Origin of the sequence: Salinigranum salinum (genome assembly GCF_009176545.1) — an archaeon.
Classification (GTDB): Archaea; Halobacteriota; Halobacteria; order Halobacteriales; family Haloferacaceae; genus Salinigranum; species Salinigranum salinum.
On record NZ_VTOJ01000002.1, the window covers coordinates 129222 to 155744 of the forward strand.

The 26523-nt window shown below is 58.5% G+C and carries 25 protein-coding genes and 2 pseudogenes; 16 read left to right on the plus strand and 11 right to left on the minus strand.

Going from position 1 to position 26523, the window contains the following annotated elements; translation table 11 throughout:
- Positions 1–368: 368 nt before the first annotated feature.
- Complete coding sequence (locus tag FZP69_RS12295; protein WP_152041707.1) at positions 369–1376, plus strand: HEAT repeat domain-containing protein; 1008 nt, start codon at positions 369–371, stop codon at positions 1374–1376.
- Between the two features lie 543 nt (positions 1377–1919).
- On the opposite strand, the gene FZP69_RS12300 is transcribed toward FZP69_RS12295, so the two are convergent.
- Positions 1920–2681, minus strand: a complete 762-nt coding sequence (locus tag FZP69_RS12300; RefSeq protein ID WP_152041708.1) for an IclR family transcriptional regulator — start codon at positions 2679–2681, stop codon at positions 1920–1922.
- Positions 2682–2851: 170 nt separating this feature from the next.
- On the opposite strand from FZP69_RS12300, the gene FZP69_RS12305 reads away from it, so the two are divergent.
- The 6 genes from FZP69_RS12305 (at position 2852) to FZP69_RS12335 (ending at position 10286) form a co-directional block, all read left to right on the plus strand.
- Positions 2852–4039, plus strand: a complete 1188-nt coding sequence (locus FZP69_RS12305; protein WP_152041709.1) for an NAD(P)/FAD-dependent oxidoreductase — start codon at positions 2852–2854, stop codon at positions 4037–4039.
- Positions 4040–4556: 517 nt separating this feature from the next.
- Positions 4557–5171, plus strand: coding sequence for an ABC transporter permease (locus FZP69_RS12310; RefSeq protein WP_192918573.1), 615 nt, complete (start codon positions 4557–4559; stop codon positions 5169–5171).
- Complete coding sequence (locus tag FZP69_RS12315; RefSeq protein ID WP_152041711.1) at positions 5171–6205, plus strand: ABC transporter ATP-binding protein; 1035 nt, start codon at positions 5171–5173, stop codon at positions 6203–6205. The genes FZP69_RS12310 and FZP69_RS12315 overlap by 1 nt, the downstream gene beginning before the upstream one ends.
- Positions 6202–7251 (plus strand): ABC transporter ATP-binding protein, encoded by a 1050-nt coding sequence (locus FZP69_RS12320; protein ID WP_152041712.1) that lies wholly within the window; start codon positions 6202–6204, stop codon positions 7249–7251. The genes FZP69_RS12315 and FZP69_RS12320 overlap by 4 nt, the downstream gene beginning before the upstream one ends.
- Complete coding sequence (locus FZP69_RS12325; protein ID WP_152041713.1) at positions 7251–8243, plus strand: ABC transporter permease; 993 nt, start codon at positions 7251–7253, stop codon at positions 8241–8243. The genes FZP69_RS12320 and FZP69_RS12325 overlap by 1 nt, the downstream gene beginning before the upstream one ends.
- A gap of 240 nt (positions 8244–8483) precedes the next feature.
- Positions 8484–10286, plus strand: coding sequence for an ABC transporter substrate-binding protein (locus FZP69_RS12335; RefSeq protein WP_192918574.1), 1803 nt, complete (start codon positions 8484–8486; stop codon positions 10284–10286).
- A 1-nt stretch (position 10287) separates the two neighbouring features.
- On the opposite strand, the gene FZP69_RS12340 is transcribed toward FZP69_RS12335, so the two are convergent.
- From FZP69_RS12340 to FZP69_RS12355, 4 genes are all read right to left on the minus strand, one after another.
- Positions 10288–10980: a thioredoxin family protein gene (locus tag FZP69_RS12340; protein WP_152041716.1), complete on the minus strand. Its 693-nt coding sequence runs from the start codon at positions 10978–10980 to the stop codon at positions 10288–10290.
- A 72-nt stretch (positions 10981–11052) separates the two neighbouring features.
- Positions 11053–11898, minus strand: coding sequence for an ABC transporter permease (locus FZP69_RS12345; protein ID WP_152041717.1), 846 nt, complete (start codon positions 11896–11898; stop codon positions 11053–11055).
- Positions 11895–12602: an ABC transporter ATP-binding protein gene (locus FZP69_RS12350; protein ID WP_152041718.1), complete on the minus strand. Its 708-nt coding sequence runs from the start codon at positions 12600–12602 to the stop codon at positions 11895–11897. The genes FZP69_RS12345 and FZP69_RS12350 overlap by 4 nt, the downstream gene beginning before the upstream one ends.
- Before the next feature lie 137 nt (positions 12603–12739).
- A complete protein-coding gene (locus tag FZP69_RS12355) occupies positions 12740–13195 on the minus strand; it encodes a universal stress protein (protein WP_152041719.1) in 456 nt (151 codons plus the stop codon).
- A 230-nt stretch (positions 13196–13425) separates the two neighbouring features.
- Between FZP69_RS12355 and FZP69_RS12360 the strand changes: the two genes are divergently transcribed.
- The 3 genes from FZP69_RS12360 to FZP69_RS12370 all read left to right on the plus strand — a co-directional run bounded on the left by FZP69_RS12360 (position 13426) and on the right by FZP69_RS12370 (position 17023).
- Complete coding sequence (locus FZP69_RS12360; RefSeq protein WP_152041720.1) at positions 13426–14610, plus strand: NAD(P)/FAD-dependent oxidoreductase; 1185 nt, start codon at positions 13426–13428, stop codon at positions 14608–14610.
- Between the two features lie 114 nt (positions 14611–14724).
- Positions 14725–15837 carry an NAD/NADP octopine/nopaline dehydrogenase family protein gene (locus FZP69_RS12365; protein ID WP_152041721.1) on the plus strand — a complete coding sequence of 371 codons (1113 nt, stop codon included), beginning with the start codon at positions 14725–14727 and terminating at the stop codon, positions 15835–15837.
- A 172-nt stretch (positions 15838–16009) separates the two neighbouring features.
- A complete protein-coding gene (locus tag FZP69_RS12370; RefSeq protein WP_152041722.1) occupies positions 16010–17023 on the plus strand; it encodes an ornithine cyclodeaminase family protein in 1014 nt (337 codons plus the stop codon).
- Between the two features lie 195 nt (positions 17024–17218).
- On the opposite strand, the gene FZP69_RS12375 is transcribed toward FZP69_RS12370, so the two are convergent.
- Positions 17219–18040, minus strand: a complete 822-nt coding sequence (locus FZP69_RS12375) for a HoxN/HupN/NixA family nickel/cobalt transporter (protein ID WP_152041723.1) — start codon at positions 18038–18040, stop codon at positions 17219–17221.
- Positions 18041–18146: 106 nt separating this feature from the next.
- Between FZP69_RS12375 and FZP69_RS12380 the strand changes: the two genes are divergently transcribed.
- Positions 18147–18542, plus strand: a complete 396-nt coding sequence (locus FZP69_RS12380; protein ID WP_152041724.1) for a CopG family ribbon-helix-helix protein — start codon at positions 18147–18149, stop codon at positions 18540–18542.
- A gap of 41 nt (positions 18543–18583) precedes the next feature.
- On the opposite strand, the pseudogene FZP69_RS12385 reads toward FZP69_RS12380, so the two are convergent.
- Positions 18584–18697: pseudogene (locus FZP69_RS12385) on the minus strand (IS1595 family transposase); the annotation flags it as partial.
- A gap of 129 nt (positions 18698–18826) precedes the next feature.
- Positions 18827–19462 (minus strand): annotated as a pseudogene (locus tag FZP69_RS12390) (IS6 family transposase).
- 614 nt (positions 19463–20076) lie between these two features.
- On the opposite strand from FZP69_RS12390, the gene FZP69_RS12395 reads away from it, so the two are divergent.
- The gene (locus FZP69_RS12395) at positions 20077–20418 is read left to right on the plus strand and encodes a hypothetical protein (protein ID WP_152041725.1); all 342 of its coding nucleotides are present in this window, start codon (positions 20077–20079) and stop codon (positions 20416–20418) included.
- On the opposite strand, the gene FZP69_RS12400 is transcribed toward FZP69_RS12395, so the two are convergent.
- Positions 20415–21182, minus strand: coding sequence for a hypothetical protein (locus FZP69_RS12400; RefSeq protein WP_152041726.1), 768 nt, complete (start codon positions 21180–21182; stop codon positions 20415–20417). The two genes, FZP69_RS12395 and FZP69_RS12400, sit on opposite strands and share 4 nt — an antisense overlap.
- A 169-nt stretch (positions 21183–21351) precedes the next feature.
- Here FZP69_RS12400 and FZP69_RS12405 point away from each other — a divergent pair, with 169 nt between their 5' ends.
- From FZP69_RS12405 to FZP69_RS12420, 4 genes are all read left to right on the plus strand, one after another.
- Complete coding sequence (locus FZP69_RS12405; RefSeq protein WP_152041727.1) at positions 21352–22005, plus strand: hypothetical protein; 654 nt, start codon at positions 21352–21354, stop codon at positions 22003–22005.
- Between the two features lie 214 nt (positions 22006–22219).
- A complete protein-coding gene (locus FZP69_RS12410; RefSeq protein WP_152041728.1) occupies positions 22220–22975 on the plus strand; it encodes a DUF5518 domain-containing protein in 756 nt (251 codons plus the stop codon).
- Between the two features lie 206 nt (positions 22976–23181).
- Positions 23182–24480, plus strand: coding sequence for an MFS transporter (locus FZP69_RS12415; protein ID WP_152041729.1), 1299 nt, complete (start codon positions 23182–23184; stop codon positions 24478–24480).
- Positions 24481–24508: 28 nt separating this feature from the next.
- The gene (locus FZP69_RS12420) at positions 24509–25375 is read left to right on the plus strand and encodes a polymer-forming cytoskeletal protein (protein ID WP_152041730.1); all 867 of its coding nucleotides are present in this window, start codon (positions 24509–24511) and stop codon (positions 25373–25375) included.
- 91 nt (positions 25376–25466) lie between these two features.
- On the opposite strand, the gene FZP69_RS12425 is transcribed toward FZP69_RS12420, so the two are convergent.
- Together FZP69_RS12425 and FZP69_RS22580 are read right to left on the minus strand one after the other, a co-directional pair.
- Entirely contained in the window at positions 25467–25673 is a 207-nt protein-coding gene (locus FZP69_RS12425; RefSeq protein ID WP_152041731.1) for a hypothetical protein, read from the minus strand.
- 360 nt (positions 25674–26033) lie between these two features.
- Entirely contained in the window at positions 26034–26318 is a 285-nt protein-coding gene (locus FZP69_RS22580) for a CPBP family intramembrane glutamic endopeptidase (RefSeq protein WP_192918575.1), read from the minus strand.
- Positions 26319–26523 lie beyond the last annotated feature (205 nt).

Sequence of the window (26523 nt, forward strand, 5' to 3'; positions counted from 1 at the left end):
AGTCCGGCTCAAACGATCTTTTCCCGTATTTCAAGACGAAGAACGGTTTCGCTGGTGTCAATGAATTTGTACACCGAAATTATCGGAGAGAACAGGCACTATCTCACCGTACGTTGGCTGATGTGGAATTCGGGATCTGCTCTCCTGTTTCTTCGGAGTGCCTGTGTCCGAAGAAACGTGGACTGGGTGGCGTGGTAGGCACACGAACAGCAATACTGTCACGGCCGGCCGTTTTGCGGTGAAACGGCGTAAAGAGAGAGTTATGTCTGCCGTTTATTACTTGACCACGCTCCCGTGGTGGGCGGGGGCGTGATTACTACGGTAGTGCTTTACACATTGCACGATACGCTTCCCAGGCAGTCACGCTCATGGACGACTCGACCCATCCCCCACTGGCCGACCGCGTCGTGGACCTACTGGAGCGAAACGCTCGGGACGAGATCATCGAACGTCTCGATCGGATGGAAACTGCGCCAGCGGAGGATCGGAAGGCGTTGCTGCGGTCGCTCCGGACGACCGCCGGGGACTGTCCTTCGTTGCTCGATCCGATCCTCTCGGCTCTCGGACCTTTTCTCGAGGACGACGATCGATCCGTCCGGCTGACGGCCGCCAAACTGTTCGTCTGTGTCGCAAAATCGTCTCCCGAGGCTGTCGTCCCGCTCGTCCCCTCACTGTCGGAGCGACTCGCGGGCGAGAGCGAGTTCTACTACGTTCGCGCCCGTGCCGCCGAAGCGCTCGGATACGTTGCGCTCGAACGTCCCGAAGCGGTCGCCTCTCCCGAACTCCTCGCCGACCTCCGCATCGGCCTCTCGTTCGACGAACCGGAAGTCAAGGAGAAACTAGCAAAGGCGCTCGAGTGTGTCGCCCTCGGAAATCCACGCCGACTTCGACACCAGATACCGAAACTCGTGGCGCATCTCGACGACGAGAACGACCTCGTCCGAGATCACCTGTATACCGCGCTGGTCGCGGTCGGAGCGGAGTTTCCGGGGCGACTCGCTGATGCGCACGATGGCCTCGTCGACGGGTTGGACGACGACGTCCCGCAGGTGCGGGGGCGGGCCGCCGAGGCGCTTGGTCTGCTGGCTCGGTCGGGGGCCGAGGACGTCCCTCTTTCCGAGACAGTGCTTCGGGGAATGCAGGAAGACGACGACGGGGACTCGTTCGTCACTGATCGGGTTCGATTCGCCCTCGACGCGGATATGCCGGACGCGGACCTGGACCACGTCGGGACCACGCGGGGGGTTCGTCAGACGACTGATGACGCCGTCGATGCGATCCAATCACCCGACGCCGACGGTGACTACCCGCATCGGGAGTTGGAAGACCGGTTAATCGACGCGAGCGATTGTCGGGTGTGTGCGAGATTTATATAACTAACAATCGGCGCGAAACATTTTCGTCAGCAGCCAAATTGGCTAGTATCAGGCCGTGCTTAGTCAGCTCATCACGAACAGCACCAATACAATGGTTGACGATTATATTGCGCTCGGACCGCTTCAGTCGATCGTGAACCTCGGGGGGTGACAGAGTCGGTTCAGGAGACCGAATTGTGATTACACACGTATGAGTGTAAAGTCTCGGATGGGCTGTCTGTAATCAGCGAAAGGCTCCCGACGAGGTCTGTTGATATTATCAACACACTCTCGGCGTAGATGGTAGTTAACCCGACATAACGTAGGTTTTGAGTTCGTTTTACCCTGCGGATTGACCTCAGAGGAGCCGTAGACCAAGTGATCTACATCCATGGTAAATTGTGCCATAAACCACCTCGTACTGCCGTGTGTGGGGTGTTCTCACATCAGTTAGTGTGTCAGAGAATGGCTCACTCGGCGGAATTACTGAACATCCAACTCGACGGTGTGCTGGCGTCCGTGAGGAAATTGTTTGACAATATCAACAGAAGAAGGAAAACACACTTATGACCGCACTCGCTGGATGTTGACTTCGATTTGGTTAGCTGCCTCAATCAGTCTCTGAACCACTTCGTCGGTATCTTTCTGCTCGAACCGGCCAATCGTCCCACTAACCGCAATCGAACCGGCGAGGTCTCCGTTGGGCAAGTGGACCGAAGTCGCATACGTCTGTGCTCCCATAGTCTGTTCTTGGTTGTTCGAGGCGTACCCCTGTTCTCGAATCGACTCTAACTCCTCGAACAGTGTCTCGGGCTCCGTGATCGTGTGTTGAGTAAGTGGTCTGAGCCCGAGCGAGTCGACAATCTCCGCTACACGGTCATCGGGCATTTTCGCAAGAATCGCTTTCCCAGTAGCCGTGGCGTGTATCGGTATGCTACCGTTACTCGGCGTCTCTTGCTTGAGTGACCCACGCGAAGAGTACAGAACATACACGACCCCATCGGATTCGACAGCCAAGTGCGTCACGTCTCCGGTCGCAATCGCTAGCTCGTCAGCTTCTTGTCTGCCATGTTTGTATAAGGGTTGGCGCTCTCTAATGGACGATGCTATATCGAGGATCTTCAAATTAAGATCGTACACGTTGTGTTTCGACTTTCGGATGAATCCCTCCTGTTTGAGCGTCACCATGTACGTGTGAACCGTTCCTCTCGTCAGGTCTACTTCCTCAGCCACCTCCGCAACCGTCGCACCGCCTCTTTCCTCAAGCACACCGATGATCCGCCGAGCGTTTTCGACTGATTGTATCGTTCGGGGGCTTTTGTTCATACCAGGTGACGATGAGCGGACTCAGTATAAATGTGTATGAAGATATCAAACAATTACATTGGTGGCTGATCCCGGCGCAAAATCGGGTTGGTTGGCCTCGTTTCCGTCCGTGTACTGGTTATGGAAGTGCTCTCCCAAAGGTTTAGTATCGTTCACAGTAACCCCGAACTGTGACCTCGAAGTACGGAATCATAGGTGGCGGTATAGCAGGGGCGAGTATCGCGTATCATCTCAGTCAGCGAACCGACGACCCCGTTGTTCTCTTTGAACGACAATCACCCGCGTCAGAGACGACATACAAATCCGTTGCCCAATACGGGTTCTATGGAGACGAGACCCAGTATCGGATGAAACGCTACGGAATGAAACTCTATAATGAGTTCTTCCGAGATCATCGCGTGAACCCTCGGTACACATCGATGGGGATCCTGACGGTATCTACCGAACCGGACAACGCCCGCAGGATGCAAGAGGCAATCCAGAAGGGGGGTGACTCTTACTTCGGGAAGATGGGGATGGGGTTCGACAGAGATCTCGTCGAGTATCTCGACGGCGGTGAGATCAAAGAGAAGTTGCTCCTACCACCAGTCGACGACGAACCTATCAAGGGAGCACTCTTCCGTCCAAAAGTGGGGTATATGGACCGACCGCAAGAACTGGCGTATGAATTTCTCGAACGCGCGAAGGAACACGGTGTCGACGTGCATTCGAACACGGCCGTCGCCGAGGTCACGACAGAGGGGGACCAAGCCACGGGAGTGATTACCGAGGAAGGTGAGGAAATCGAGCTGGACGAGGTCATATGTGCTGCTGGCCCGTGGAACACCGAGATTGCCGAATCCGTAGGAGTGGAGCTCCCGGTTAAACACACGATGGCACCGATCCTCGTGTTACAGCCTGACGACCAGTCCGATTACACGCTCCCCGCGATCAGCCACTTCGAGTCTCCCTACGCGTTCCACCGCCGGAGCGAGGATGAGTTCCTCATCGGGTACAACCCCGGCGATGTGTACGACGATGCAGGGAGATTGGATCCGAACACGATGAGCGAGAAGGTGCCCGAGGAGATTCGAAACGAGGGAATCGAATTGCTCGGCAAGCTCGTCCCTGACCTCATCGACGCGAAGGTAGTCGAAGAGTGGGTCGGAATCCGGTCTATCACTCCTGACAAGAATCCAGTCGTAGGGTGGACGGAACTTGAAGGGTTCTCGATCGCGGCGTTCCACACGTCCGGGATCCAACTCGCCCCGGCGGTCGGGAAGATGATCGCAACGCAGGTTCTGGATGACGACCCGGGGGACTACTACGAGAACCTCTCGATAGCCCGGTTCGACGGATACACAGACTACCGCACATAGACGATCTCTTCCCGTCGTTCTCTGACTGCATTACGCCGAATCGTCCCAATCGATTTCCCTGTCTCCACCTCCTAGATCCTCGAACTGATCGGCCAACTGGGCGCTCCAGAAAACAACCGCCGTCATCTCTGGGGGATCGCTCTTGAGAACTGTGAACTAGTGTCATCGTAAGGATTAAGACGGCTTGTAGGCCACACATGGGTGGGATACGATACCAATGAATGTCCGTGGAAGAGAGATTGGTCGTGACCAATCGTACATCCTCCGGAACCTGAGCCGTGGCTTCAAGGTCATCTGGCGGGACCCGACGTCGAGGTTTGCCTTTCTATACCTCTCTGTACTCCTCGTTCTTGCGGTCGTGGGTCAGGAGATTACACCGTACAGTTACGACCGAGTCTTCTATGCGACTGAGGGAGGGGTTCTTCGCTCCGAGCCACCGTCAGTAGCTCATCCACTTGGGACCACCGCGAGTGGCCGAGACGTACTTTCACGACTCATTTACGGTGTCCAGCCGACGGTGGTCACGGGCTTCGTCGGCGGGGCAATCATCATCGGAATCGGAATGACCATCGGCGTGCTCGCCGGATACATCGGCGGGTGGGTGGAGGCGCTGCTCATGCGGATCACCGACTTCGCATACTCGGTCCCGACGATTCCGTTCGCCATCGTACTGGTCAGCTTCCTCGAGGTGGGATTCTTCGCGTCGATCATCGTCATCGGCCTCATCCTGTGGCGAGGGAACGCCCGTGTGCTGCGGTCGCAGGTGATCCAGATCAAAGAACGGCCATTCATCCTCGCAGCCAAGGCGTCCGGTGCGAGCCGAATACGCATCATCATCAAGCATATCCTCCCGAACATTGCCCCGATGGCAGCGCTGTTCTTCTCGCTTGGTGTCGGGTACGCCATACTCGTCAACGCTGGTCTCGCGTTCATCGGCGTCTCGAGTCCGTTCATCCCGTCTTGGGGCGTCATGATCCGGAACGCATACCAGTCAGGGACGATGGTTCAGGCCCCGTGGTGGTCGCTGCCGCCGGGGATACTCATCTCACTGACCGTGATGTCCGCGTTCATGATCGGTCGACAGCTGGAAGATAGCGACGACGAGCAGTCCGTCACGGGGGCTGGTCCGTAATGTCGAATCAACCACTCCTCGAAGTCGAGAACCTTACTATAGAGTACAGTACCCGCGAGGGGCCGCTCACGGCAGTCTCGAACGCGGACTTCACCGTTTCCGAAGGAGAGTACTTCGGTCTCGTCGGCGAGTCTGGCTGCGGAAAGAGTACGCTTGCAAAGTCGATCATTGGTGGATTAGACGACAACGGACGAATCGCATCAGGGAAACTGAAGTACAGGGGTGAAGAGATCCAGAACTTCACCGATGCCAAGCTCAACGAGAAGGTCCGGTGGAAGGAGATCGCCTACATTCCGCAGGCATCGATGAATAGTCTTGACCCGATGCAGCGACTCAGTGAGCAAGCGGTCGAGATTGCGAACGTCCACACGGACCTCGGTGACGACGAGGCGCTCGACCAGTTCAGTGATATGTTCGAGGTCGTTGGATTGCCGGAAAGCCGCATTCGGGACTATCCCCACCAGTTCTCCGGTGGCATGCAACAGCGTGCCATCATCGCGCTGGCACTGTTCCTCGAGCCGTCGATTATCATCGCGGACGAACCGACGACGGCGTTGGACGTTATCATGCAAGATCAGATATTCAAATATCTCGATACGATCAAGGGTTCTACGGACACCAGCATGATTCTCATCACGCATGACATCAGCTTGGTCTTCGAGAGCTGTGACGAACTGGCGGTCATGCACGGCGGACAGGTCGCCGAAACCGGAGCGATAACCGACGTGTACGATGAGCCGAAACACCCGTATTCATACCTCCTCCAGCGAGCATTCCCGGACATCCGGTACCCCAATCGAGAACTCGAGACGATCGAAGGGACTCCTCCCCAGCAGTTCGGTGACGTGAACTACTGTACGTTCGCAAACCGGTGTCCGTGGTCCACTGAGGAGTGTCGGGAAGCTGCACCCGAACTCGAGGCAACCGACCAGTCTGCCGACGGCCATCGTGCGGCATGCTTCCGAACGGAGGAGATATTCGAGCAGGGAGACCCGGACGAAAGTCTGGTGGCAATCCGAGGTGACGGTTCGTGAGCGACCCACTCTTCGAACTCGACGGGATGGAGAAGTACTTCACCCGCAGTACCGGGCTGTTCTCTTCGCTCTTCGGGAGAGACGAGTACGTGAAGGCTGTCGATGGCGTCTCGTTCACTCTCGAGGAGAACCAAGTCGTCGGTGTCATCGGCGAGAGTGGCTGTGGAAAGACGACGTTACTGAAGACGCTGATGGGGTTACACGACCCGACCGGTGGGGAAATACGGTACAAGGGCACTCCCCTGTCGTCGTTTAGCCGGGCGGACTGGAAAGAGTTCCGTCGGAACGTACAGATCATCTTCCAAGACCCGTTCAACTCCATCGATCCGAAGATGTCCGTTCAAGAGACACTGAAAGAACCGCTCAAGATACACGGCATGGATGCGTCCGAGGAGCGGATTCTGGAGGTTCTCGAACGGGTGGAGCTGAACCCCGCCAGTAACTATCTCAATCGCCTCCCACAGCAGTTGAGTGGTGGCGAGAAACAACGGGTCTCGATCGCTCGAGCACTCGTCACCGACCCGAACATCATCCTCGCAGACGAGCCCGTTTCGATGCTGGACGTGTCCACGCAAGCGTCGGTGCTCAACCTCCTCTCGGACCTGACGACTGAACTCGGCGTGAGCATGATTTACATCTCACACGACCTCTCGACGGTCGGGTACGTGTGCGACATGATCAAGGTCATGTATCTCGGGCGAGTGGTCGAATCGGCACCCACACAGGCGTTGCTGGACGACCCGAAACATCCATACACACAGGAGCTTGTCTCTGCAGTCCCGATACCCGACCCACATCACGCCCGAGACCGAACCTCGATCGAAGGTGCCGTTGCGGATCCCATCGGGATTGGGGATGGCTGCCGATTCCGCGATCGGTGCCCGGAACGAATGGATATCTGCGAGAAGAAGCCGATGAATATCGAGTGTGGTCAGAAGCGAGAGGTTGCGTGTCATCTTCACTACGACCACGAACAGCGGGTACAGGCGGGGTCGGACACCATGGTCAAGAACACGGCTGCCACGGGCCAGGAGGGTGATGACTGATGTCGACAGTTAGGTACTTCGTCAACCGAACGCTCCAGACGGTGCTGTTGCTGTGGGGGATATTGACGTTCCTGTTCCTCCTGTTCAGGGCGATGCCTGGTGACCCGGGGACGCTCATGTTGAACGCGGGAGCGAGTCCGGAAGCCGTCGCTGCGGCGAGAGCGCGGTGGGGACTCGACCAGCCGATTCACATCCAGTATCTGCAGTACACGAAGAGCCTGGCTACGTTCAACCTCGGGAACTCGCTGACCAGTGGGGTCCCGGTCTGGGAACTGGTTCGGATGAAGATATTCAACACCTTCATTCTGGTCGGCCCGGCGACGGTCGCGTTTTACATCCTCGGCTCGCTCGTCGGTGCGGTCCTCGGTTCCAAACGAGGGACCAAACTGGAGAGCTATGGCATTATTCCCTTCTTCATCCTGGGGACGATGCCATCGTTCTTCCTGAGCATCATCCTCGTGGTGGTGTTCGCGATGTACTTCGACCTCTTCCCGACGTCGGGAATGTTCTCGCCCGGTTTCCTCGCGCTGCATCCAGAGTGGCCGTGGTGGCGTCCGTACTTCACCCAGACGTTCTTGGAGCACTACATCCTGCCGTTCACGGCGGTCGTTCTCAGATACGTGTACTCGCCGCTGTTGGTGATGCGGACCAGCGTGACCGAGGTGATGGGACAGGACTTCACCTACTACCACCGGATCACCGGCCTGCCGTCAAGAAAGCGTCTCAAGCATATCTCGAAGCACGCGAGTCTACCGGTTATCACGCTCTTCCCCACGTCGATGCTGCAGGCCGTCAGTGGCCTCGTTCTCATCGAGGTAGTGTTCAATTGGCCCGGGATCGGTAACCTGCTGGTGCAATCGATCCTGGCCAGGGACTATCCAGTCGTCCAGTTCGTGTTCTTCGCTGCCGCAGTCAGCGTGGTGATCGGTAACTACGCGGTCGACATCCTCTACGGTGTCATCGACCCGCGAGTGAGCGTGACAGACGACTGAGAGCCCGCTGTATCCCCCGGTTGTCCCTTCATCGGGCATCGAACGAGAACCAGACGCCGGTCCAACTGGTCACACCCTCGGTCCTCACAGGGGGCGAGTGGCGTTCGCGATCTCGGGAGTGGTATATACGAAAACTGATACGAACACATAATTTTTAATAGATGGGTATAATGTGGTGTGATACGGAGCAACACAGAAATGAGCGAGCAACAGATGGACAGACGGAGCTTTGTGAAAACGATGGGCACGATTGCCGGGGCGACGGCTGTCGCCGGGTGTGGTGGCTCGAGTGGTGGCTCGGGTGGTGGCTCGGGTGGTGGCTCGGGTGGTGGCGATGGCTCGAGTGGAAGCGGCGGTAGTGGTAGTACGTCCAGCAACGCCAACCTCGGAGAACGGGTTCCATCACTGGCATGCCCGTACTGGTCGGACGTCGGTCGTGCCCCGACGTGTGAAGAGCAGCTCTCGATCGCTAAGCCGAACGTCGAAAACGCGCTCGGGGTTCAGGTCGAGCTCCAGCCGAAAGACATCGCGACGGTGATCTCAGAGTGGAACAACGACGTTCGTAATTTCCCCATCGCGTTCTGGTACATGGGGAACACCGGTGGCCGCCTTGATCCGAACCCGCTCATGGTCCGAAACATGATCACTCGGGCGGGAGGAGACGGACTGTTGAACTCCTCGCATTATCCATCGTGTGAGTTCTCGATGCTCGCACACCAACAGGTGTCCGCGCCGTCGCTGGAAGAACGCAACGTGATGGTTCGTGAAGGGATCAAAATCATGAGCCGAGACGCCGCTCACATCCCGACGACGAACACGCTCAATTTCAACGCGGCCAGAGGAGCGGTGAACACGGAGCGGGTCGGTCAGGCGGGGTACGCCAAGAACAACCCCCGATTCCACATCTACTCGTCGGTCGAGGACAAGGACATCATGGTGTTCAACGCCGACGGGAACACCATGACGACGTCCGCCTATCCGCGGATGGACTCCGACTCCCTGTGGAACCACCTCGTGACGTCGACGCTGATGGAGTACGACGAGAACTTCGAGCTGCAGGAGAACATGGCCGCGAGCCTCGAGACGTCCCGCGAGGGCAGGCGAGTCGTCGTCGAGGTCAAGGACGCGACGTTCCACAACGGCGACCCTGTCACCGCAGAGGACGTCCAGTACACGTTCCAGTGGAACCACGAGAACGGCAGCGTCGTCCCCGACCACACGTCGATTCCCTACGAGAACGGTGTCAACGGCATCGAGATCGTCGACGACAAGACCGTCGAGTTCAATCTGGAACAGGCGTACTGGCCGTTCATCACCAAGAAGCTTCAGAAGCGCGGTATCTACCACAAGCAGTCGTTCGTCGAGTCCGGGGCAGACGAGAATCCGTCCAGCTTCACACTGAACGAAATCATTGGCTGTGGTCCCTTCCAGGTCGCCAACTTCCAGGAGGGACAGTCGGTCACGCTCGATCCGTTCCCGGACTGTGCGTCGCACGACCCACCGGACCAGCGGAAGGTGTTCCTGTCGTTCGACAGCAAGCAGGCCGCAGCCCAGGGACTGCGAGCCGGCGAAGTCGATGTCGTGTCACAGCTTCCGACCGGGCTGTTCGACCAGATGGAGCAAGCAGAGAACGTGCAGACGAACGTGTTCAATGGCTTCATGGGCTACCACTTCCACCCGCACCACGGCGTCGCGCCGACCAAATTCTTAGAGTTCCGTCAAGCGTGGGGGAAGGCACTCAACAGACAGGAGATCAATCAGGTCTCACAGTCCGGGCTCGGCGAACTCCAGTTCCACGGGAGTCACTTCATCACCACCCATCCGTCCTATCCCGAAGACGACAACGACGTCTACAAGTACACGACCGAGCCCACGGGAGAGCCCGATGCCGCCAGGCAGTTGCTCGAAGAGAACGGCTGGGGCTGGGACAGTCAGGGACGCCTTCACTACCCACCTGACGCCGACCTGAGCCCGCTCTGGCCGGCGGAGGGAACCCCCTCTGAAGAAGACTTCCCCTGCCTCTCGGAGCTCCCGGAAGACTAGTTCACAGGACGCCCTGCATCTCGGCGGTCGTTATCGAGTTGCTGATCTCTCTTTCGATCACTGCTTGGACGTGTGCTCCCTGAAGTCGGCAGTCTATCTCCCCGTCGACGACGAACAGCGTCGTCGGGCCTCCGACGACGTCATAGCGCTCTTCGAGCAACCCGGCACACGTCGGGCCGTACACCGACAAGAGCGTCATCTGGTCGTGACTCCCTTCGAAGGTCGTCTCGAGCGCTTCCCGCATCACGTCACAGTCCGGACATTGTTCGCGCCAGATGTACACCACGGCGAGCGGGAAGATAGAGAGCATTGCCGGGAGCCGCTCTCCACGGATCGGGAGAAACAGCTCCGGTGAGCCAGCTGTCTGCGAGGTGGGATCGGTGAGCTTGTCGAGCAACACGAGAACTCGAACGCTCTCGACGAACTCTATAGACTCCACCATATCACGAATTGCGAGGTAACGGGCGACGAACTCCGAGTCCTCGGCTGCGGCCGACGTGAGCCTATCCACGTGGCGAGAGGGTGTGCCAACTTGGGTGACGAGGTCTGTGATGTCGGCTGTGCCGTTGGTTATCTGGTCGTGGTATTGTGTGGCCCGCGATTCGAATTCAGTCGACAGTTGGATCGTTCCGTCGTCCCCTTCTGTCAGTAGGCCGGATTGAACCAGGCGTTCGAAAAGCTTGTTTTCGTCCATTACGACTGATGAGCCTCGCTGATTGTATAGACTTTTTGGGAATGAACCACGCCTAAACAGCTAGTTCGACGGCTATCCGGCCTCGTCAACAGAGGTGGTGTCGCCTTCGGCCGGCCGAATCCGCTTGAGTTGGTCCGCATCGGTAAACAGGTGCTCCCCGACGAGGATACTACTGCTCATGCTCGTCAGTCCCCCCGCCGCGAATATCATCGACATGATCGCAAACTGGTAGAGCGCTGCGTACAGCGGATTCTCGCCCGAGAGGATCATCCCCGTCATGATTCCTGGAATCCACACCCAGCCGAGACTCTTGAGTGAATCGATCGTCGGAATCAGCGCTGCTCTGACGCCCGTCTGTACGTGCTGGGTGATGACTGCAGACGGCGGCGCGCCAAGCGCCAACCCCGCCTCGATTTGTTCACGGTTCGCACGCACTTCACCTCGGACCCGATCAAGCGAGAGGGAGTTGATCTTCATCGCGTTGGCGATGACCATACTCCCAACGGGGACGATGTCTCTGACAGTCGATTCGATCGCCCCGGTCAGTGTCATCAGGACGACGACCGTCCCTGCACCGAACGAGATCGAGAGCAACGAGACGCGTGTGACTCCTGGGAGCCCTTCGCCTCGGCTTTTCGAGATCCACGTCGCTCCTCCGATCATCCCGAGCAGAATGAGCCAGCTCCAGAAGTACTGGACGGTGAGCAGAACACCGATGAGCGAACCCATGACGATAACCTGCACGAACCCCCGGACGAGTGCGATGCTGAACTCCCGCTCGAGGGCGAGGCCCCGGAGACGGGAGACACCCACGACGACGAGAGCGATAGTAACAGCCGCCCCGACTTGGAGCAGTCCCTTGAGGACTACGGCGTCGACTCCGTTACGGAGTGGCTCCAAGAGGACATCCCCAATCATGACGGCAGGACCTCTCGAGGCGTTCCGAGTTCTCTGACCACGCCGTCTTCTAGCGAGAGCACGGTATCTGCCAACCGTCTCGCCTGCGCTACGTCGTGAGTGACGATGACACAGGCGAGCCCTTCGTCGTTGATGACGTCCCGCAGGAGGCTTTCGACCTCCCTCTCCGTCTCCGTATCGAGGTTCGAGGTCGGTTCGTCGAGCAACAGTGCGTCCGGGTCGTTCACGAGCGTCCGTACCAGTCCGACGCGCTGAGCCTCGCCTCCGGATAACTCGCTCACGTCTTTCAGCTTGTCGTCGAGAAGCTGAACCGAGGACAACAACTCGTGTACTCGTTCCTCGGGTATCGGTTCGTCTCTGAGCGCGGGTCCTCGAACGGCGTTCTTCCAGACGGTTTCCGGTATCAGCGCGGGGTTTTGAGGCACGAGGCCGATGCGTTGTCGCAAAACTCGTGGGGAGAGCTCGCGGTAGTCGACGCCATCTACGTACACAGAACCTGCAGACGGCTCGTCGAGCCGGTTGAGCAGACGAAGGAAAGAAGACTTCCCCGCCCCGGAGGGCCCAACCACAGCCAGTACCTCTCCTCTCGAAACACTCACCGAAACCGAATCGACGACGGTCGTTCCGTCGACGACGCGAGTCAGGTCCACTGTCTCTAGCAACGGCGTCTCGTGTGAATCCGTGGCTGGTGTGTCGGTGTCCATCTGTGAGTGGGATCGCGACGCCGGAACCACCGCAGAACGTTCTCGGGACGTCCGGCACTCATCATTACGCGCAGCCGAGACTAAAACTACCGGTACCAGAGACAATCACCCAGTCGTCGCCTGTCGCCCAGAGGTGCTCACGAATCATCGGTCGTCCTAATTGTGAGCACGGGCCGCTCCGAATTCAACAGAATCGACTGCGTCGTACTTCCGAACATGGCTTTCCCGACCGGCGAACGTCCACGTCCCCCAATAACGAGATAGTCCGCGTCGAGTTCTTCAGCGATGGAACAGATTTGCGCCTCCGGTTTGCCGACTCGTCCCTCGACAGTGACTCGCTCCCGCTGTGTCTGGTCAAGGGTCGTCTCGACCATGCGCCTGGCGAAGTCCGCAGCACGTTCGGTCTCACCCGAAACACCAGTATCGGAGTACCCAGGTAACTCCCGCATTGTCTGGATGTGTTCTTCCATCGCCTCGTCAGGAATCACGTGGACCACGACAAGCGTCTCGTCGTACGCAGCCGCCAGGTCTGCGGCTGCCTCGATGACTCGTTTCGACGCCTCTTCTTCCCCAATTGCTGCTACTACGACCATAGCCCTGAGTTCTAAATCAAGAATAATAAAACACTACTAGAGACGCAGAAGCCAGCGGACCGATTCCGGTCTCGATGCGACAAACAGCAGGTGAGAGGGGGGTGGTGTCCGGAGCAGCCCACTATCACGGTGGGAGTGCCGGCTACTCACCCAAGCTTTAAGATACTGTAGTCGGAACCGGTTATGTGACTCAATAGCATGGGCTATCAAAACGGAAAGGTGCCTGTTCGATGAGCGAAAATAGAGGTTACCACATCATCGGAGGGGGTATCGTCGGTGCGAGCATTGCGTATCATCTCGGTCGTCGAACTGACGAACCGGTTCACGTTTACGAGAAAGGCCGATTAGCGAGTGAGACGACTAGGAAGTCGCTCGCGTTCTTCGGATTTTATGGCGACGAGACGCAGTATCGCATGAAGCAGTATGGGATGGAGCTGTACAACGGGTTTCTGTCGTCTCCACGCGCAGATCCCGGATACGTCACTACTGGACTGCTCAACGTCTCGACCACCGAAGAGGGAGCGCGAGCGCTCCAAGAGGAGGTTGCCGAACGGAACGAACGTCTCGCCGACGCCAAGGGAACGGCTGTCGACACGTCACCGGTCGACTTCATCGCTCCGGACGACCTCAAACGGGCAGCCGTATTGCCATTTCTCGACACCGACGTTGTCACTGGGAGTGTGTTCAGGCCACAGGTCGGCTACTTTCGCCCGCGAGAGTTGGCACTCGAGTTCATCGAACGGGCTCGAGACGAAGGGGTGGTCTTCCACGAACACACTGCGGTCACCGATCTCACAGTCGAAGACGGTGTGCTGTCCGGGCTTTCGGTCGACGGTGAGTGGCGTCCAGCAGATGAGGTGATCTCTGCGGCCGGGCCCTGGAACCCACGGGTCGCGGCGATGGCTGGCGTCGACTTACCGGTCAAGCACACCCTCGCACCGGTGCTTGAACTGAAGCCAAAGGAACCGATTCCGTACACGCTTCCGTGGATTACACACCGAGAGTCCGGGTTCTCCATTCGTCGGAACGCTGATGGACGTGTACTGATGACCAACCATCCGCCGGGTGGGTACGAGGAGGCGACGGAGTACGACCCTGAGACCGTCGACGACTCGTTCCCGCCGGATCTACAGAGTCGCGGTCTTGAGGTACTCGAATCGCTGCTCCCGACCGTCGAGACGTTCGACGTCGTCGACGAGCGCGTGGGAATCCGCTCATCGACGCCGGATAAGAATCCGATCGTTGGCTGGACGCGCGTCGATGGCTTCTCTGTCGCGGCGTTCAGTACTTCGGGGATCCAACTCGCTCCGGCGACGGGGAACGTAATCGCCGATCAGCTCATTGACGACGACCCGTCCGAGTTCTACGAGGGACTCTCGGTCAGTCGCTTCGAGTCGTATGTAGACCACAAATAACTGTCCTTCCCACGAATCAGCGAGATCAACAAGCAGACCGTTAGCGCCGCAAAATTTTATTTTATTTTATGATGGGGGCGAAAATATTAAGATAATGAGTCTCAAGTAGGTAATATGGGACAGAAAATCACAGTCCTTGGTGCAGGTGCTGGGGGTCTCACGACGACCGCTGACCTCACACTCCAGGGTCACGATGTGACACTATTCGAGCTGCCGAAGTTCGAGTCGAATCTCGATGCGATTCGGAAAAACGGCGGTATCGATATCACGGGCGCCGCAAGCGAAGGTCACGCAGAGCCGACCACGATCACGTCGGACCCTGAAGAGGCGGTAGCGGATGCTGAGCTCGTTATTCAGGTAGTCCCGAACTTCGCGTTCGAGCCGTTTGCCGAAGCTGTCGGCCCGTACCTCGAGGAGGGACAGGCGTTCGTCCTCCTCTCAGCTAACACCATGAGCGCGCTCGAGTATCGTGAGATACTCAAGAATGTGGGTGCCGAGGAGGTTCGACTTGGGGAGACACCCTCACTTGCGTATGCGGTGCGAAAGACCAGTCCAAGCGGCGTTAACGTTCTCGGGATCAAACGTGAGCTGTCAGTTGCTGGGGTTCCATCGAAGCACTCATCGCAGCTCGCAGAGTTACTCGACGAGGTATTCCCGTTCACGATCACTGCAGCCGAGAACGTCCTGGAGACGAGCCTCTTCAACGCGAATCCGGTGATCCACCCCGTTGGAGCGCTGCTGAACGCTGGTGAGATTGAGTCGCCTGAGGACGAGTATTACCTCTATCAGAACGTTACCGACTCTATCGGTCGGGTGATGTCGAAAGTCGATGAGGAACGAATACGACTCGGCGAAGCGCTCGGATTGGAGGTGAAGACGGTCGGTGAACTCTTTCACGACTGGTATGGTATCGGTGAGCACGAGTTCTACGCGACGACTGTCAACTCTCTCCGAACGAGCTCGATCCACGGTCCGATTCAGGGGCCAGACTCTCTCGACCATCGGTACGTGACTGAAGACGTCCCATACGGTCTCGTTCCACTCTCTGAGATGGGGTCGGCCTGTGGTGTAGAGACACCGACAATCGACTCACTGATCCAGCTCGCCGAAGATATGCACCATACTGATTATCGCGAAGAGGGTCGAACACTTGCGGACTGCGGCGTCGCTGACACTGACCGAGAAGCCCTCCTGAGCGTCGTAACCCGTCAGAACGTTCACGCGTAGGTTATCGACACGCCCGGCTACCGAAACGACCGTCCGAGTCGATTCCGAGTCAGACCTGACTGCACCGTTCGACGATGGAATTGCTTGTCAGGAACGTGAACGGAAAATCACAGCACGATGCGTACCGACCGCCAACTACCCCTTCCCGATGAAACCAGCCAAAACCCCAACTATGAGCATGACAGACGACCCGACAGTATGGAGCAGCGCCCAGACGACCATGATTTCGAGCCGTGAGGTTGAAGAACACCTCCAGATGGCTGACCTCGTCCCGGCAGTCGAGGCAGCCTTTGCTGCCTACGAGAACGGGACTGCACAGATGCCCCCGAAATCGTACATCGACCTGCCCCGCTACAACGGTGATTTTCGCTCGATGCCCGCGTATCTCGAGACTGATGAGTGGGAGGCCGCTGGCATCAAATGGGTGAACGTCCACCCAGACAATCCAGAACGGTTCGATCTTCCGACGGTCATGGGAACGTTCGTGTACACCGATCCGGAAAGTGGGTATCCTCTCTCGGTGATGGACGCGACAACGCTAACGATGAAGCGAACGGGAGCTGCAGCGGCAGTCGCGACCGACCACCTCGCCGTTTCGGATGCCTCGTCGCTTGGTATCGTTGGAGCGGGTGTTCAGTCGTACGCTCAGCTTGAAGCCATCGCCGAAGTCAGGCCAATCGAAACGGTCGTTATCAGTGATCTTGACGACGATCGGCTACAACGATTCGTCGAAACCTTCGAATCAGAGTTCGATGTCAGCACCGGGACGATCTCGGAGGCTGCGTCGTGCGATGTACTCTCAACGGTAACACCGGTTGAGTCACCTATCGTTTCGAATGACGACCTCGGTGACTCCACTCATGTCAACGCGATGGGGGCAGATGCCGAGGGAAAACAGGAACTAGAGACGGATATTGTACGCGACGCGTATCTCGTCATCGACGACTTCGACCAGACCACACATTCTGGCGAAATCAACGTACCGTGGAACACGGAGGTGATCGACGAGACCGATATCGACGCAGAGCTTGGTGCGATTGTGGTTAGTGAGTCTCCCAACGGTGACGTCAGATCCCAGCCCACGGTGTTTGACTCGACAGGATTGGCTATCCAAGATGTCGCTGCTGCGCGGGTTGTCTATCAGGCCCTCGACGGTATCGGTAGGCAATTCGACCTGACGTCCTGACTCTCGATACGAACTGTCCGTGGAGATGTGAGTGCCAGATCGCGTTCGGTTCGCGAGTCAGGCTCCGACTCGAATCGGAAGCCCGCCTCGGTGCTCTGTGAAGTTCGAGACCGGGCTTGAGAGAAACCAGTGCTGTTCAGCTCTGTGGGAACTTGTCTCTGAAATCGACGGCCTCTGTGGCTTTTTGCCGAAGGGTTAGAACAGCCCGACGATGAACCCAAGTCCCATCACAGTAAGGACTACCCCGGAGAACACCGGAAGATACGGAGTGTACTGTTCGACTTTCTCTTGGGAATGTTGGTATCCAGCGATCAGCAGCATGGTCAGTGTGACGATTCCAATGATAACCGTAAGTGCGTATGCACTCATCAATTCGAGGCAGTAGTTCGAACCGGCACAGAGTGCGATTATCTCGAACTCCTCCTCGTGAGCGAATCCGAGGAGGAAAGCGAACCACGCAATCCCGAGGAGTCCACGGTCGGCTGTTCTGTCGAGGTCCCCGTGGGAGTGATCACCAACGAACGGAACGATCTCTTTAATGCGTGAGACGATTCCGCGATCATCATCCGAGTGGCCGTGGTGGTCATGGTCGTGTCCGTGGTGGTCATGGTCGTGTCCGTGGTCGTGGTCGTGGTCATGGTCGTGGTCATGGTCGTGGCCGTGTCCGTGGGAGTGACCATGACGGTACTCACGAACGCCAAGGAAAATTAGCAGTATTCCAGCCACGATGCTGACCGGCCCACCGATTTGAATTCCCCCGAGTACCGAAAGCGGTTGGTTGATCTGTGTCAGGTTGAAGTACCCTTTTGCATAGAAGAACACTGCGACCATCGCAATACTGCTGATGAGGTGTCCGACTCCGAGGATGAAACTCGCCGCAAACCCGTATATCCATTTGTTCGTTTGATCAAGCGCATACGAGGCAGCGACAGGCCACCCGTGGCCTGGCTCGATACCGTGAATAGCGCCGAGCACGAGTGCCCCAACCAGCAGTCCGAGCGCATCTCCGTGTAGCATGGTCGTACTACTGAATCTGAGAGATGAGTGAATAACAGTTGTTAATACCCAAACCGGTGTCCGGTCATACGCAGGACTCTTCAGGAGCCGCGATGACGTGTAGCTAATGCGAACGAGCTTCAACATTCCAGACGAGTTGGTCGAAGAGTTTGACCGGGTCTGGCAAGACGAAGGACTTGACAACCGCTCACGAGCGGTGAGGGAGGCGATGCAAGAGTACATCGAGGCCCACTCACGGCTTGAAGAGTTGACCGGAAACGTAGTTGCACTCATTGCGTTCGACTACCGTCATCATGAGGTAATCGAAGAGTTACATTCTGTTCAACACGGTTATCAAGACGTCATACTCAACACAAGCCACACGCATCACGGGGACTGGTGTCTCGAATCATTGTTTTGCCGAGGAACCGTCGGGCGGGTCCGTAGACTCAGCTATCAGCTACGAGACTTCGATGGGGTACACCGGGTGAAGCTCATGGTTCTCCGTGACGACGAGCAGTGAACTCCTTTCCGGACGCTCTTGTGGCGTAGATTGTTGGTGAATTAGAGTGCAGTTTCGAGGATGGTTCTCAGAGCTTCTTGACCTGGTTTTTCGAACACATCACGGTGGAGCAGAAACGCTCGAAGATACGGTGTGAGTCTGTCGTTCGAGACGCCTCAATATCGACTCGGTCGACACTTGGCGTACTCGTCCACTAAATTACTGAAGAATTGCTTGCATTTCCTTTCGGTTTCTGTGAGCGATCCGTCGGTGATTTCTCGTTCCCAGTCATTCGACCATCGTGTTTAATTAAGCGAATTATGCCAGACTACGAAGGATTGCAGCCACGATTCCGCGGTCGGCAGCTGCGCGTTCGAGAACATATTTGAAAACAAATATTTTCTGCGTTTTACCTCACAAAAGACACGTTCGATAGCGCTTCGATTTCCACGGTGGCACACGCGAAATCAGAGGCCGAGTCGATCGAGTGCAGCGTTGAGATGGGCGGCGTCATCGACGAGAAGCGTGACGTCCGACGGCTGCTGTTTCTCTCGAAGTTCGCGAAGAAACAGCACGGTAAGTTGCGTTGTCCGCGTCTGAAACAGCCGAACGTGGAGAAATTGATTCGTCTCGGGATCGACCGCCACAAACAGCCAGTGACACTGGCCGTTGACGCGAATCATCGTCTCGTCAACCGCAATCTAATTCGATTCGACGTCGCTGTCGGGCTGTAGACCGGCTTTCTGTACCCAGTCGTGAATCGCCGTTCGACTTCGCTCGACACCCAACTACTCAAGATGTTGTTTGGTATTCGAGAGTGATAAATCCGCGAAACGGAGCTGAATACCCACTTGAATTGCGGACTCGGGTGTCCGCTGTCACTCCACAAACTCCAATTCGATCCAATCGACATTTCGGCTGAGGCGGTCGATTTCTCGCATAAGGCAGTCAGAAATTGACCGCCTCGTTCCTAGCTTAACACGACCGGCCAGCTTCGCCGGAAAGCTTTCCCGCTCGTCCATCGCGACCAGCTGTAGATGGCGACTCGATACGCTGATACTACTCTGGATGTCGATGCTGATCGATGGTACTACACGAAGTTCAGTGTTGAGCGGTATCGACAAACAGTTGAATGGGAGAGTGTCAAGAAACCCTTCGACCAGACCGCAGAGGCTGTCCGAGCCCTTCTGGAGGCATATCAGTCGGCGGGAGTGTTCGGAGATGCAGAGCTGACGGCGCTGAAGTCGACGACGCTGAAGTCGGTCCAATTCCCCGTGGGGAGCCGGTGCCGACGCCGACGACTGCAAGGGCAGAAATCGGGGAAGGACAGTCCAAGTGGCCCATTGGAACTGTAGCTCCAACCGCTGTAGAGGACTCTGGCGCGAAGAGATCGATGGTTCGGCTCACAGTCACGGTTCCGGGGGTCCAAGGAGATATGTGAAACTATCACTTATCTCGCTAGACGATGGCCGTCGAGGAGGTACTGTTGCCATAGCTTCTGGATCGTCAGCCGACGTGGACGGACGTACTGGCTGGTGTATTCGCCGTCGTCTGGGTGATCGTCGAACTCCGTGACGACGCCCTCTCGTGGGCGTGGTTCACAGTTGGATTCATCTCGTTTCTCGTCGCTGGTGGTCCTGTCACTCGATCGATAATTGGTCAATCTGTTGGCGACTGGTTTCGGGCAATCGATCCCACTGATCGGGGACTCGTCGTTCTCCTCTTCGCCATCGTCGTCTGGGCCATCTACGCGAGGTTCGACGTACCGAGTCGACCGATCACCAGTTTTACCGTCGGCCTGATGTGTGCCATTGGGTTGCTCGTCCTCACCCACGTCCTAATCGCCGGTCGGCCCGAAAGGTGGGGAGTGGGTAAGCCGTTCTCGGTATCCGGTTAGACCTCTGGTGCAGTTCCGGAGCTCGTTGCAGCGACCACGTTGGGATCACCGCGATCCCCGTCGTCCTCGGCGAGCTGCAGGTATGCCGAAGCCGTGACCCCGTAGATGAACGTGAACAGAATACTGTTGAGCAAAACGGACACGAGGTCGCCGATCGTGGATGCGCCGGCCACCTGAAAGAGCGCGGGGACGGCACCGATGAGCGAACCGCTGATTCCGGAGAAGACGACGATCACAGCCAAGCGAAGCCGATTCCCCTTCGAGAGGCTCCAACTCCGCTTGAGTGCGCTGAGCACGCCGCGGTCTTCCACACCGACGGTGAAGATGACGAACAGGAAACACACCGCGAGGAACAGTCCCGGGATGAAGAACAAGACGAACCCGATCATGATCGCGAGGAACACGACGATTCCCCCGACGAGCATCGTAAGCGTGGCTCGACCGATCCGGCGGGTATACAGCTCCGTGGGAAACGACGAGAGCCGCGTCATCGGGCGAGCGAATGCCCGGGCGAGGATCACGAAGTAGACTGCCGTGAACAGGAACGCTCCGAGCAGTATGGCGCCCGCAACGGTCCCCGAGACCGGTAACGATAGGCCGATGACGTCGGCTGCCTCGGGGGGAACTTCGGCTGCAATCAGTGTGTTGAGCGACGTGACGAGCAGCAGCTGTTGGGCGAACAGGAGGGCCAGCAGGACGACGCCGGTTCGAGTCAGCACTCGTCTGGTTCCGTCAGTAATCGCATCGATGAGCTGGAGGGCCATCGATCTCGACCACAATCGGCTCGGACATAAACCCTCGAGACGCTCAAACGAGACTCGTACTCACCCAGCACCCGAACCAGCGCCGACCGCGATATCGACCCCCACTCATTTGAAACTGGTCGTGCAATCCTCACGGTACCGTGCGAGGTGTCGCCCGGCCATTACCAGCATGCACGAACGGACCACCGACACCCTCTATAGGCTCTCGAGGACCGTCGGACGCTACGTCAACCACGACGACGTCCTGACCCGGTTCGCGTCGTTGTGGGTGATCGTCGCGACACTCTTCACCATCGCCTGGGTCGGGAGTTACTCCCTCCTGCCGCAGGGACTCCTGCGGGGAGCGAATCCGGGAGCGACGGGCCGGTATGCCGGGAGCGTCACTCGAGAGTTCCTCTCCCTGTTCGCGTGGAACGTGGGTGTGTCTCTGATCGCGGTCGGGGCAAACACGTTCCGATCGGTGAACACGCCGCTCGGATACGTACTGCAGGTCATCCAAGCGCCTCGGTATGGCGTGGTGTGGGGGACGGGCTCACTGGCGATCGGAGGTGGTACTCGTGTCACGCCGTCGCTCTCGGTAGTCGGCGAGCGGAGCGGGCCGATGGAACTCACGGCGATCATCGCGATCGTCGTCGCCACCGGAGGTGTCATGATCTGGCATCAGACGTCGGGACCCCGATGGAAGGAGCCATGTGACCGAGTTCGGTCCCCTCGTGACTGGTCGTTGACCCGTCGGGAATGGATACTGCTCGTCGGCGGGTACGCCCTACTCGCACTCGCGAACTATCGCGAAGCGCTCGACATCGCCAGCGTTGCTGGATGAGGCACATCAGTTCTCGGGGACGCTCATTGCCTCGGCCAGATTAGTCCCGAGCGGTCACGAGCGAGATTACAGGAACGCTATCAGTACGAGCGATCCCTGGGCGACGGTTACGGTCGCGTGTGTGACCGTGCTACCCACGGTCCCCCATCGTTCCCTGACAACACCGAAAGTCAGGGTGAGGAGTATGTCTTGCCGGAAGTGGGCGACTGCGAGGATGTCAACGATACTGTGTAGTCAAGTAGCTTCTCAGTTACAGGGAATCAACACTACCGAATTCTGCTTCAAGAACATCTACATATCCATGGAACGAACAACGCTCAAGAACGCTAGTATCGGGGCTCTCATCGGCTTGGTGCTGACGTTCGTCCCGCTGATCTCGCTCCTCGCTCCACTGGTAGGCGGCGGCGTCGCCGGATACCGCGAACGTCGGGGCGCGAAGGGTGGACTCGTCCCCGGTGTACTGGCGGGCGCGTTCGTAGCCGTTGGTGGAATCGTGATACGGACCGTGTTCGCCACGCTCCGTTTCGGAATCGAGGGCGCCATCCCCATCGCCGGCGTGCCACTGCCGACGTTGCTGGCCGCTCTGTTCGTCGGGACGTTCCTGACGGTAGTCGCTGCAGCTGGCACCGTCCTCGTCGCCGCTATCGGTGGCGCACTCGGTGGCGTTCTCGAAGAGGACCGTAGCCGACGCCAGACGGACGAGACCATCGCCGACACCATCCCCGGTACCGCCCCGCGGACCCGTCGGATGGTGATCGCCCTCGTTAGCTTCGTCGCGGGGCTCGTGACGTTCGTCGCAGTTGGATTCGGAGTGACAGAGGTGCTTGACCCGTACATCTGGCCGTCTGCGCTGGTCGGACTGCCGGTCGGGGCGATCCTCGGTGTCACGGTCTCTGTGCTGGGCTACCATGTTCTCACGACACGGGGGGGACGCCGACAGGAGGACGACGAGTCTTCCGGCGCGATATAGACGACCCTCCCACTCACCTTCGAATCGACGCATACCGCTCGATACCCACCTTCATCGATCGGGTCGGTGTCACACGTCGAGAGGACTATGACGGTGACGCGACGTGGCTATTGATGCAGTATCGGTACCAGTTCCGTCGTCCCACCGATACCCGGAGGGATAGAATTTTTCCTCTACGGCGTGGAGGCTCGGGACGAGGAGAACGCGTGCGATTCCTTGAGTACGTCAAGAACGGTGAGTGGTCGACGGTTCTGGGCTATCTCCTCTTCGTCGTCCTGATGGCGGCCGGATATTACTACAATATCACGTTCGTCCAGCTCGGGTTGATCGACCTCGGGACCCGTCTAGTCGGCATGTCCGGAACGTCCGTTTCTACCTGGATGGCCGCCCTCGCGCTGCTGACGTTCCTCGTGGCGGTCGGTACCGGCGTCACGATGGATCGGCGCAACTGGAGTACCGACCTTCGGACCAAACTCCGCGTGTTGTTGCTGGTCGTCGTGGTCCAGTTCGCATTGACAACCGTCGCTCCGGGTATCCGGACAGTATCGGGGTTCGGCGTCTGGATCGTGATCGCGTCGGTCGCGCTCGGTGTCGGCTTTCCGATTTCGTTCAGCCTCACTATCGATTTTATCCCCGTTCCGGACCGCGGGTACGTCGCGGCAGTGATCACCGCAGTTACGTACTTCGTGGCCAACGCTGTCCCGCTCGACTGGTCGATCGAGGTGTTCAGCCGAATGATGCTGGTCGCGATGGGGCCGGGGATCGTCGTGCTCGCGGTGCTGGCCTCGGATCGGATCCACGTTCTGAGCGATGTCGTCGATGAACTTTCCCTTCAGCACCGCGAGTTCGGTCGTGGTCGGTTCTGTCGGCCGGCGCCGATCGGGACGCGGAGCCTGGCGTTCTTCGTGCCGGTCGTGCTGATGTTCGGTGTGTTCTTCATAGATAGTCTCGGCTTCCTCCGGATCATCGAGACGCCGGCGCTCGTCCTCACCTCCTGGCAGTCCCCCTCGATCACGACCCGTCTCTCGATCGCTGTCGTCCACGCCATCGGGGCGCTCATGGCTGGTGTCCTCTACGTGAACTTCGATCGCAACGGTCTGTTCCTCTGGGTGTTTGCCCTCTTCGGGTTCACGTACGTGCTTTATACCTCCGACCTTCGGATGGCGGCACTGTTCCCGACGGTCGGAGGGGACACCCCTTCTATCGTCAATCCGTTGTTCTACTCGCTTACAGTGAGCTTCTACACGACGCTGAACTTCGCGCTATGGCCCGACCTGTCCACGGCGGAGACGATCGGCACACACAGCGCCGTCGGAATCGGGATGGCCGGCTGGCTGGCCACGTTCCTCTCGACGGCTGTCGCCCTCTATCTCGAACACGCCGAGTACACCCTCCTGTCGCACCTGAATCTCGTGAACGCGCTCGCGCTCCTGCTGTTCTTCGGGCTCGCAGCCGGGATCTACGTCCGACGCATGGTCACGATTTCGAGGGGGCGGTCGGCGTGACGTCACTCACGGGCGGGGGTGGTGACTGATGACGCCGACCGAGATTATCCCGCTACTCGTGGTCGTCCTGCTGCTGCTCTCGGCATCGGGTGTCGATCCGGAGTCGATGGAGGTCGTCTTCGACGGCGATCATACGATCTCCGCGGCCGACGACGCGCTCGTCGTCGGTGGAGGGACCGCGTCGATACCGTCGGACGCGACAGTCGAGACCCGGCTCTTCGTCGTCGGTGGCGACGTGCGGATCGACGGCCAGATAGACGGGGAAGTCCGCGTCTTGGGCGGCAACCTCACGGTGACCGATGGAGCCGAGATCACGGGTGAGCTTCAGACCATCGCCGGTAACACCCGCGTTGCCGACGGGGCACTCGTGGGCGAGCGGACGGCACTGGACGTGACTTCACAGCCTCGTTCGCCCCTCGCCAGCGTCGGCTGGTTCGTCCTCCAGTTGTTCGCACTTGGCGGACTGGGAGCGCTGCTTGCTCGACGGCGGCCGGGGCTCCTCGAGAACGTCGGCGACTCGATCGCTCACCACACGGCCGTGAGCGGCGTTGTGGGATCGATCGCCGGCGCGGCGCTGCTCGTCCTGTTCGTCTACATGGCGTTCACGCTGATCCTCCTCCCGATTAGCGTTCTGGGTCTGCTCGCCGAGCTCTTCGTCGTCGTCTACGCCTACGCCGTCTACGGGTACCTCATCGGCAGTCGATTGCCAGTCGAGCGGGCGGACGTGGCAACGGCCGTCGGAGCCGGTCTGTTCCTGATCGGCATCGAGGCGCTGGGGCGCGTTCCGGTGGCTGGATTCCTCCTCCAGTTCCTGCTCGTGACCGTCGGGTTCGGAGCGGTCCTCATCACGTACTTCGGGCTTCAGGAGTTCGAGCCTGCCCGGATTCCCGAGTGAGAACGAGATGTATCTCCCGAACGGACCAGTGCGTAGGGGATTCCGAAAGGACTTGCAGGAGGGGGGACAGGTGTGGTCGTCCACGACAGATTCACCGGAGGACGAGGTGGGCCACGACGGCGACATTGATAGCCACGCCGATGACGCCCTTCTCGACCAGCAGATCGACTTGGCCGTCCCGCGTCGCGAACGATGCTGCACAGCCGGATTCGGCGGCATCGAATCGAGGCGGAAAGCTCGATCGGGTCTCTTTCGGGTCTTTTCGCAGCCGGGCGTGGAACCACATGAACGAACTCATCCGACGAGAGTCGGCGTGTAGATATATATTGTCTGGAAAACAACTTCCACTCACAGGGGTCTAAGATGCCGCCAGATCTGATCACCGGTCGAGACGTTGAGCTGATAGCGATCGGGATCGTCTCCCTACTCGCTGGTGGTATTTGGGCCATAAAACCGGATCGTTCGATAGACCTGGTTCCGCTGGGTACGTTTTTACTGTTGTCAACTCTGAGCTTCTTCCTAGCTTGGGTGGACATACGCGCGAGAGGTAACCTCTCCAATCGGCGGGAGACGTAACAGAGGGAACGGCATCGCTTCCGGTGGTTCGTCGATCCGACTGCGGGTTTGGACGGTAGTAAAAAGACAGTCCAACGGCCGCTCATCCGACGAACCCGTGAGCGATGCCGGCAGCGAGGAGCGTCCCGCGCCGGTCGACGAGCCATCCGGTGACGATACCGACGAGGAACACGACGAGAAGCAGTGGCCACGCGGAGACAGGGTAGTACCCGAGATGGGCGAGCGAGAAGACGGCCGCCTGCCCCACGATCGCGACGATGCGCCCGTACCGCTCCTGGTAGAGGGCCTGAAGGAACCCACGGAACAGCGTCTCCTCTTGGAACGCGGCGATGGCGAACCCGAAGAACCACCCGAGCAGCAGGTTCACCGCAAAGCCGGTCGCTGCGTCCGCCGTGACGGTCGGGGTGGGGGAAGCGCCGATCGCTCCGACAGACGTGAGTGCTGGGAAGAGCGCGGCGAGGGCGAGGGTCCCGCCGAGAGTGACGGCGAGTACGAGGACGATACCGGCGACGTCCCAGAGGAGGTCCCCACCGAGGGCAGGAGGAAGATTCCACCGAGGAACGTGAGGAACA

Excerpts from the sequence above, each read along its gene's own strand:
- FZP69_RS12295 (WP_152041707.1), top strand. The coding sequence starts at position 369 with ATGGACGACTCGACCCATCCCCCACTGGCCGACCGCGTCGTGGACCTA.
- FZP69_RS12300 (WP_152041708.1), bottom strand. The coding sequence starts at position 2,681 with ATGAACAAAAGCCCCCGAACGATACAATCAGTCGAAAACGCTCGGCGG.
- FZP69_RS12315 (WP_152041711.1), top strand. The coding sequence starts at position 5,171 with ATGTCGAATCAACCACTCCTCGAAGTCGAGAACCTTACTATAGAGTAC.
- FZP69_RS12325 (WP_152041713.1), top strand. The coding sequence starts at position 7,251 with ATGTCGACAGTTAGGTACTTCGTCAACCGAACGCTCCAGACGGTGCTG.
- FZP69_RS12335 (WP_192918574.1), top strand. The coding sequence starts at position 8,484 with ATGGGCACGATTGCCGGGGCGACGGCTGTCGCCGGGTGTGGTGGCTCG.
- FZP69_RS12340 (WP_152041716.1), bottom strand. The coding sequence starts at position 10,980 with ATGGACGAAAACAAGCTTTTCGAACGCCTGGTTCAATCCGGCCTACTG.
- FZP69_RS12345 (WP_152041717.1), bottom strand. The coding sequence starts at position 11,898 with ATGATTGGGGATGTCCTCTTGGAGCCACTCCGTAACGGAGTCGACGCC.
- FZP69_RS12350 (WP_152041718.1), bottom strand. The coding sequence starts at position 12,602 with ATGGACACCGACACACCAGCCACGGATTCACACGAGACGCCGTTGCTA.
- FZP69_RS12355 (WP_152041719.1), bottom strand. The coding sequence starts at position 13,195 with ATGGTCGTAGTAGCAGCAATTGGGGAAGAAGAGGCGTCGAAACGAGTC.
- FZP69_RS12360 (WP_152041720.1), top strand. The coding sequence starts at position 13,426 with ATGAGCGAAAATAGAGGTTACCACATCATCGGAGGGGGTATCGTCGGT.
- FZP69_RS12365 (WP_152041721.1), top strand. The coding sequence starts at position 14,725 with ATGGGACAGAAAATCACAGTCCTTGGTGCAGGTGCTGGGGGTCTCACG.
- FZP69_RS12370 (WP_152041722.1), top strand. The coding sequence starts at position 16,010 with ATGAGCATGACAGACGACCCGACAGTATGGAGCAGCGCCCAGACGACC.
- FZP69_RS12375 (WP_152041723.1), bottom strand. The coding sequence starts at position 18,040 with ATGCTACACGGAGATGCGCTCGGACTGCTGGTTGGGGCACTCGTGCTC.
- FZP69_RS12380 (WP_152041724.1), top strand. The coding sequence starts at position 18,147 with ATGCGAACGAGCTTCAACATTCCAGACGAGTTGGTCGAAGAGTTTGAC.
- FZP69_RS12400 (WP_152041726.1), bottom strand. The coding sequence starts at position 21,182 with ATGGCCCTCCAGCTCATCGATGCGATTACTGACGGAACCAGACGAGTG.
- FZP69_RS12405 (WP_152041727.1), top strand. The coding sequence starts at position 21,352 with ATGCACGAACGGACCACCGACACCCTCTATAGGCTCTCGAGGACCGTC.
- FZP69_RS12410 (WP_152041728.1), top strand. The coding sequence starts at position 22,220 with ATGTCAACGATACTGTGTAGTCAAGTAGCTTCTCAGTTACAGGGAATC.
- FZP69_RS12420 (WP_152041730.1), top strand. The coding sequence starts at position 24,509 with ATGACGCCGACCGAGATTATCCCGCTACTCGTGGTCGTCCTGCTGCTG.
- FZP69_RS12425 (WP_152041731.1), bottom strand. The coding sequence starts at position 25,673 with ATGAGTTCGTTCATGTGGTTCCACGCCCGGCTGCGAAAAGACCCGAAA.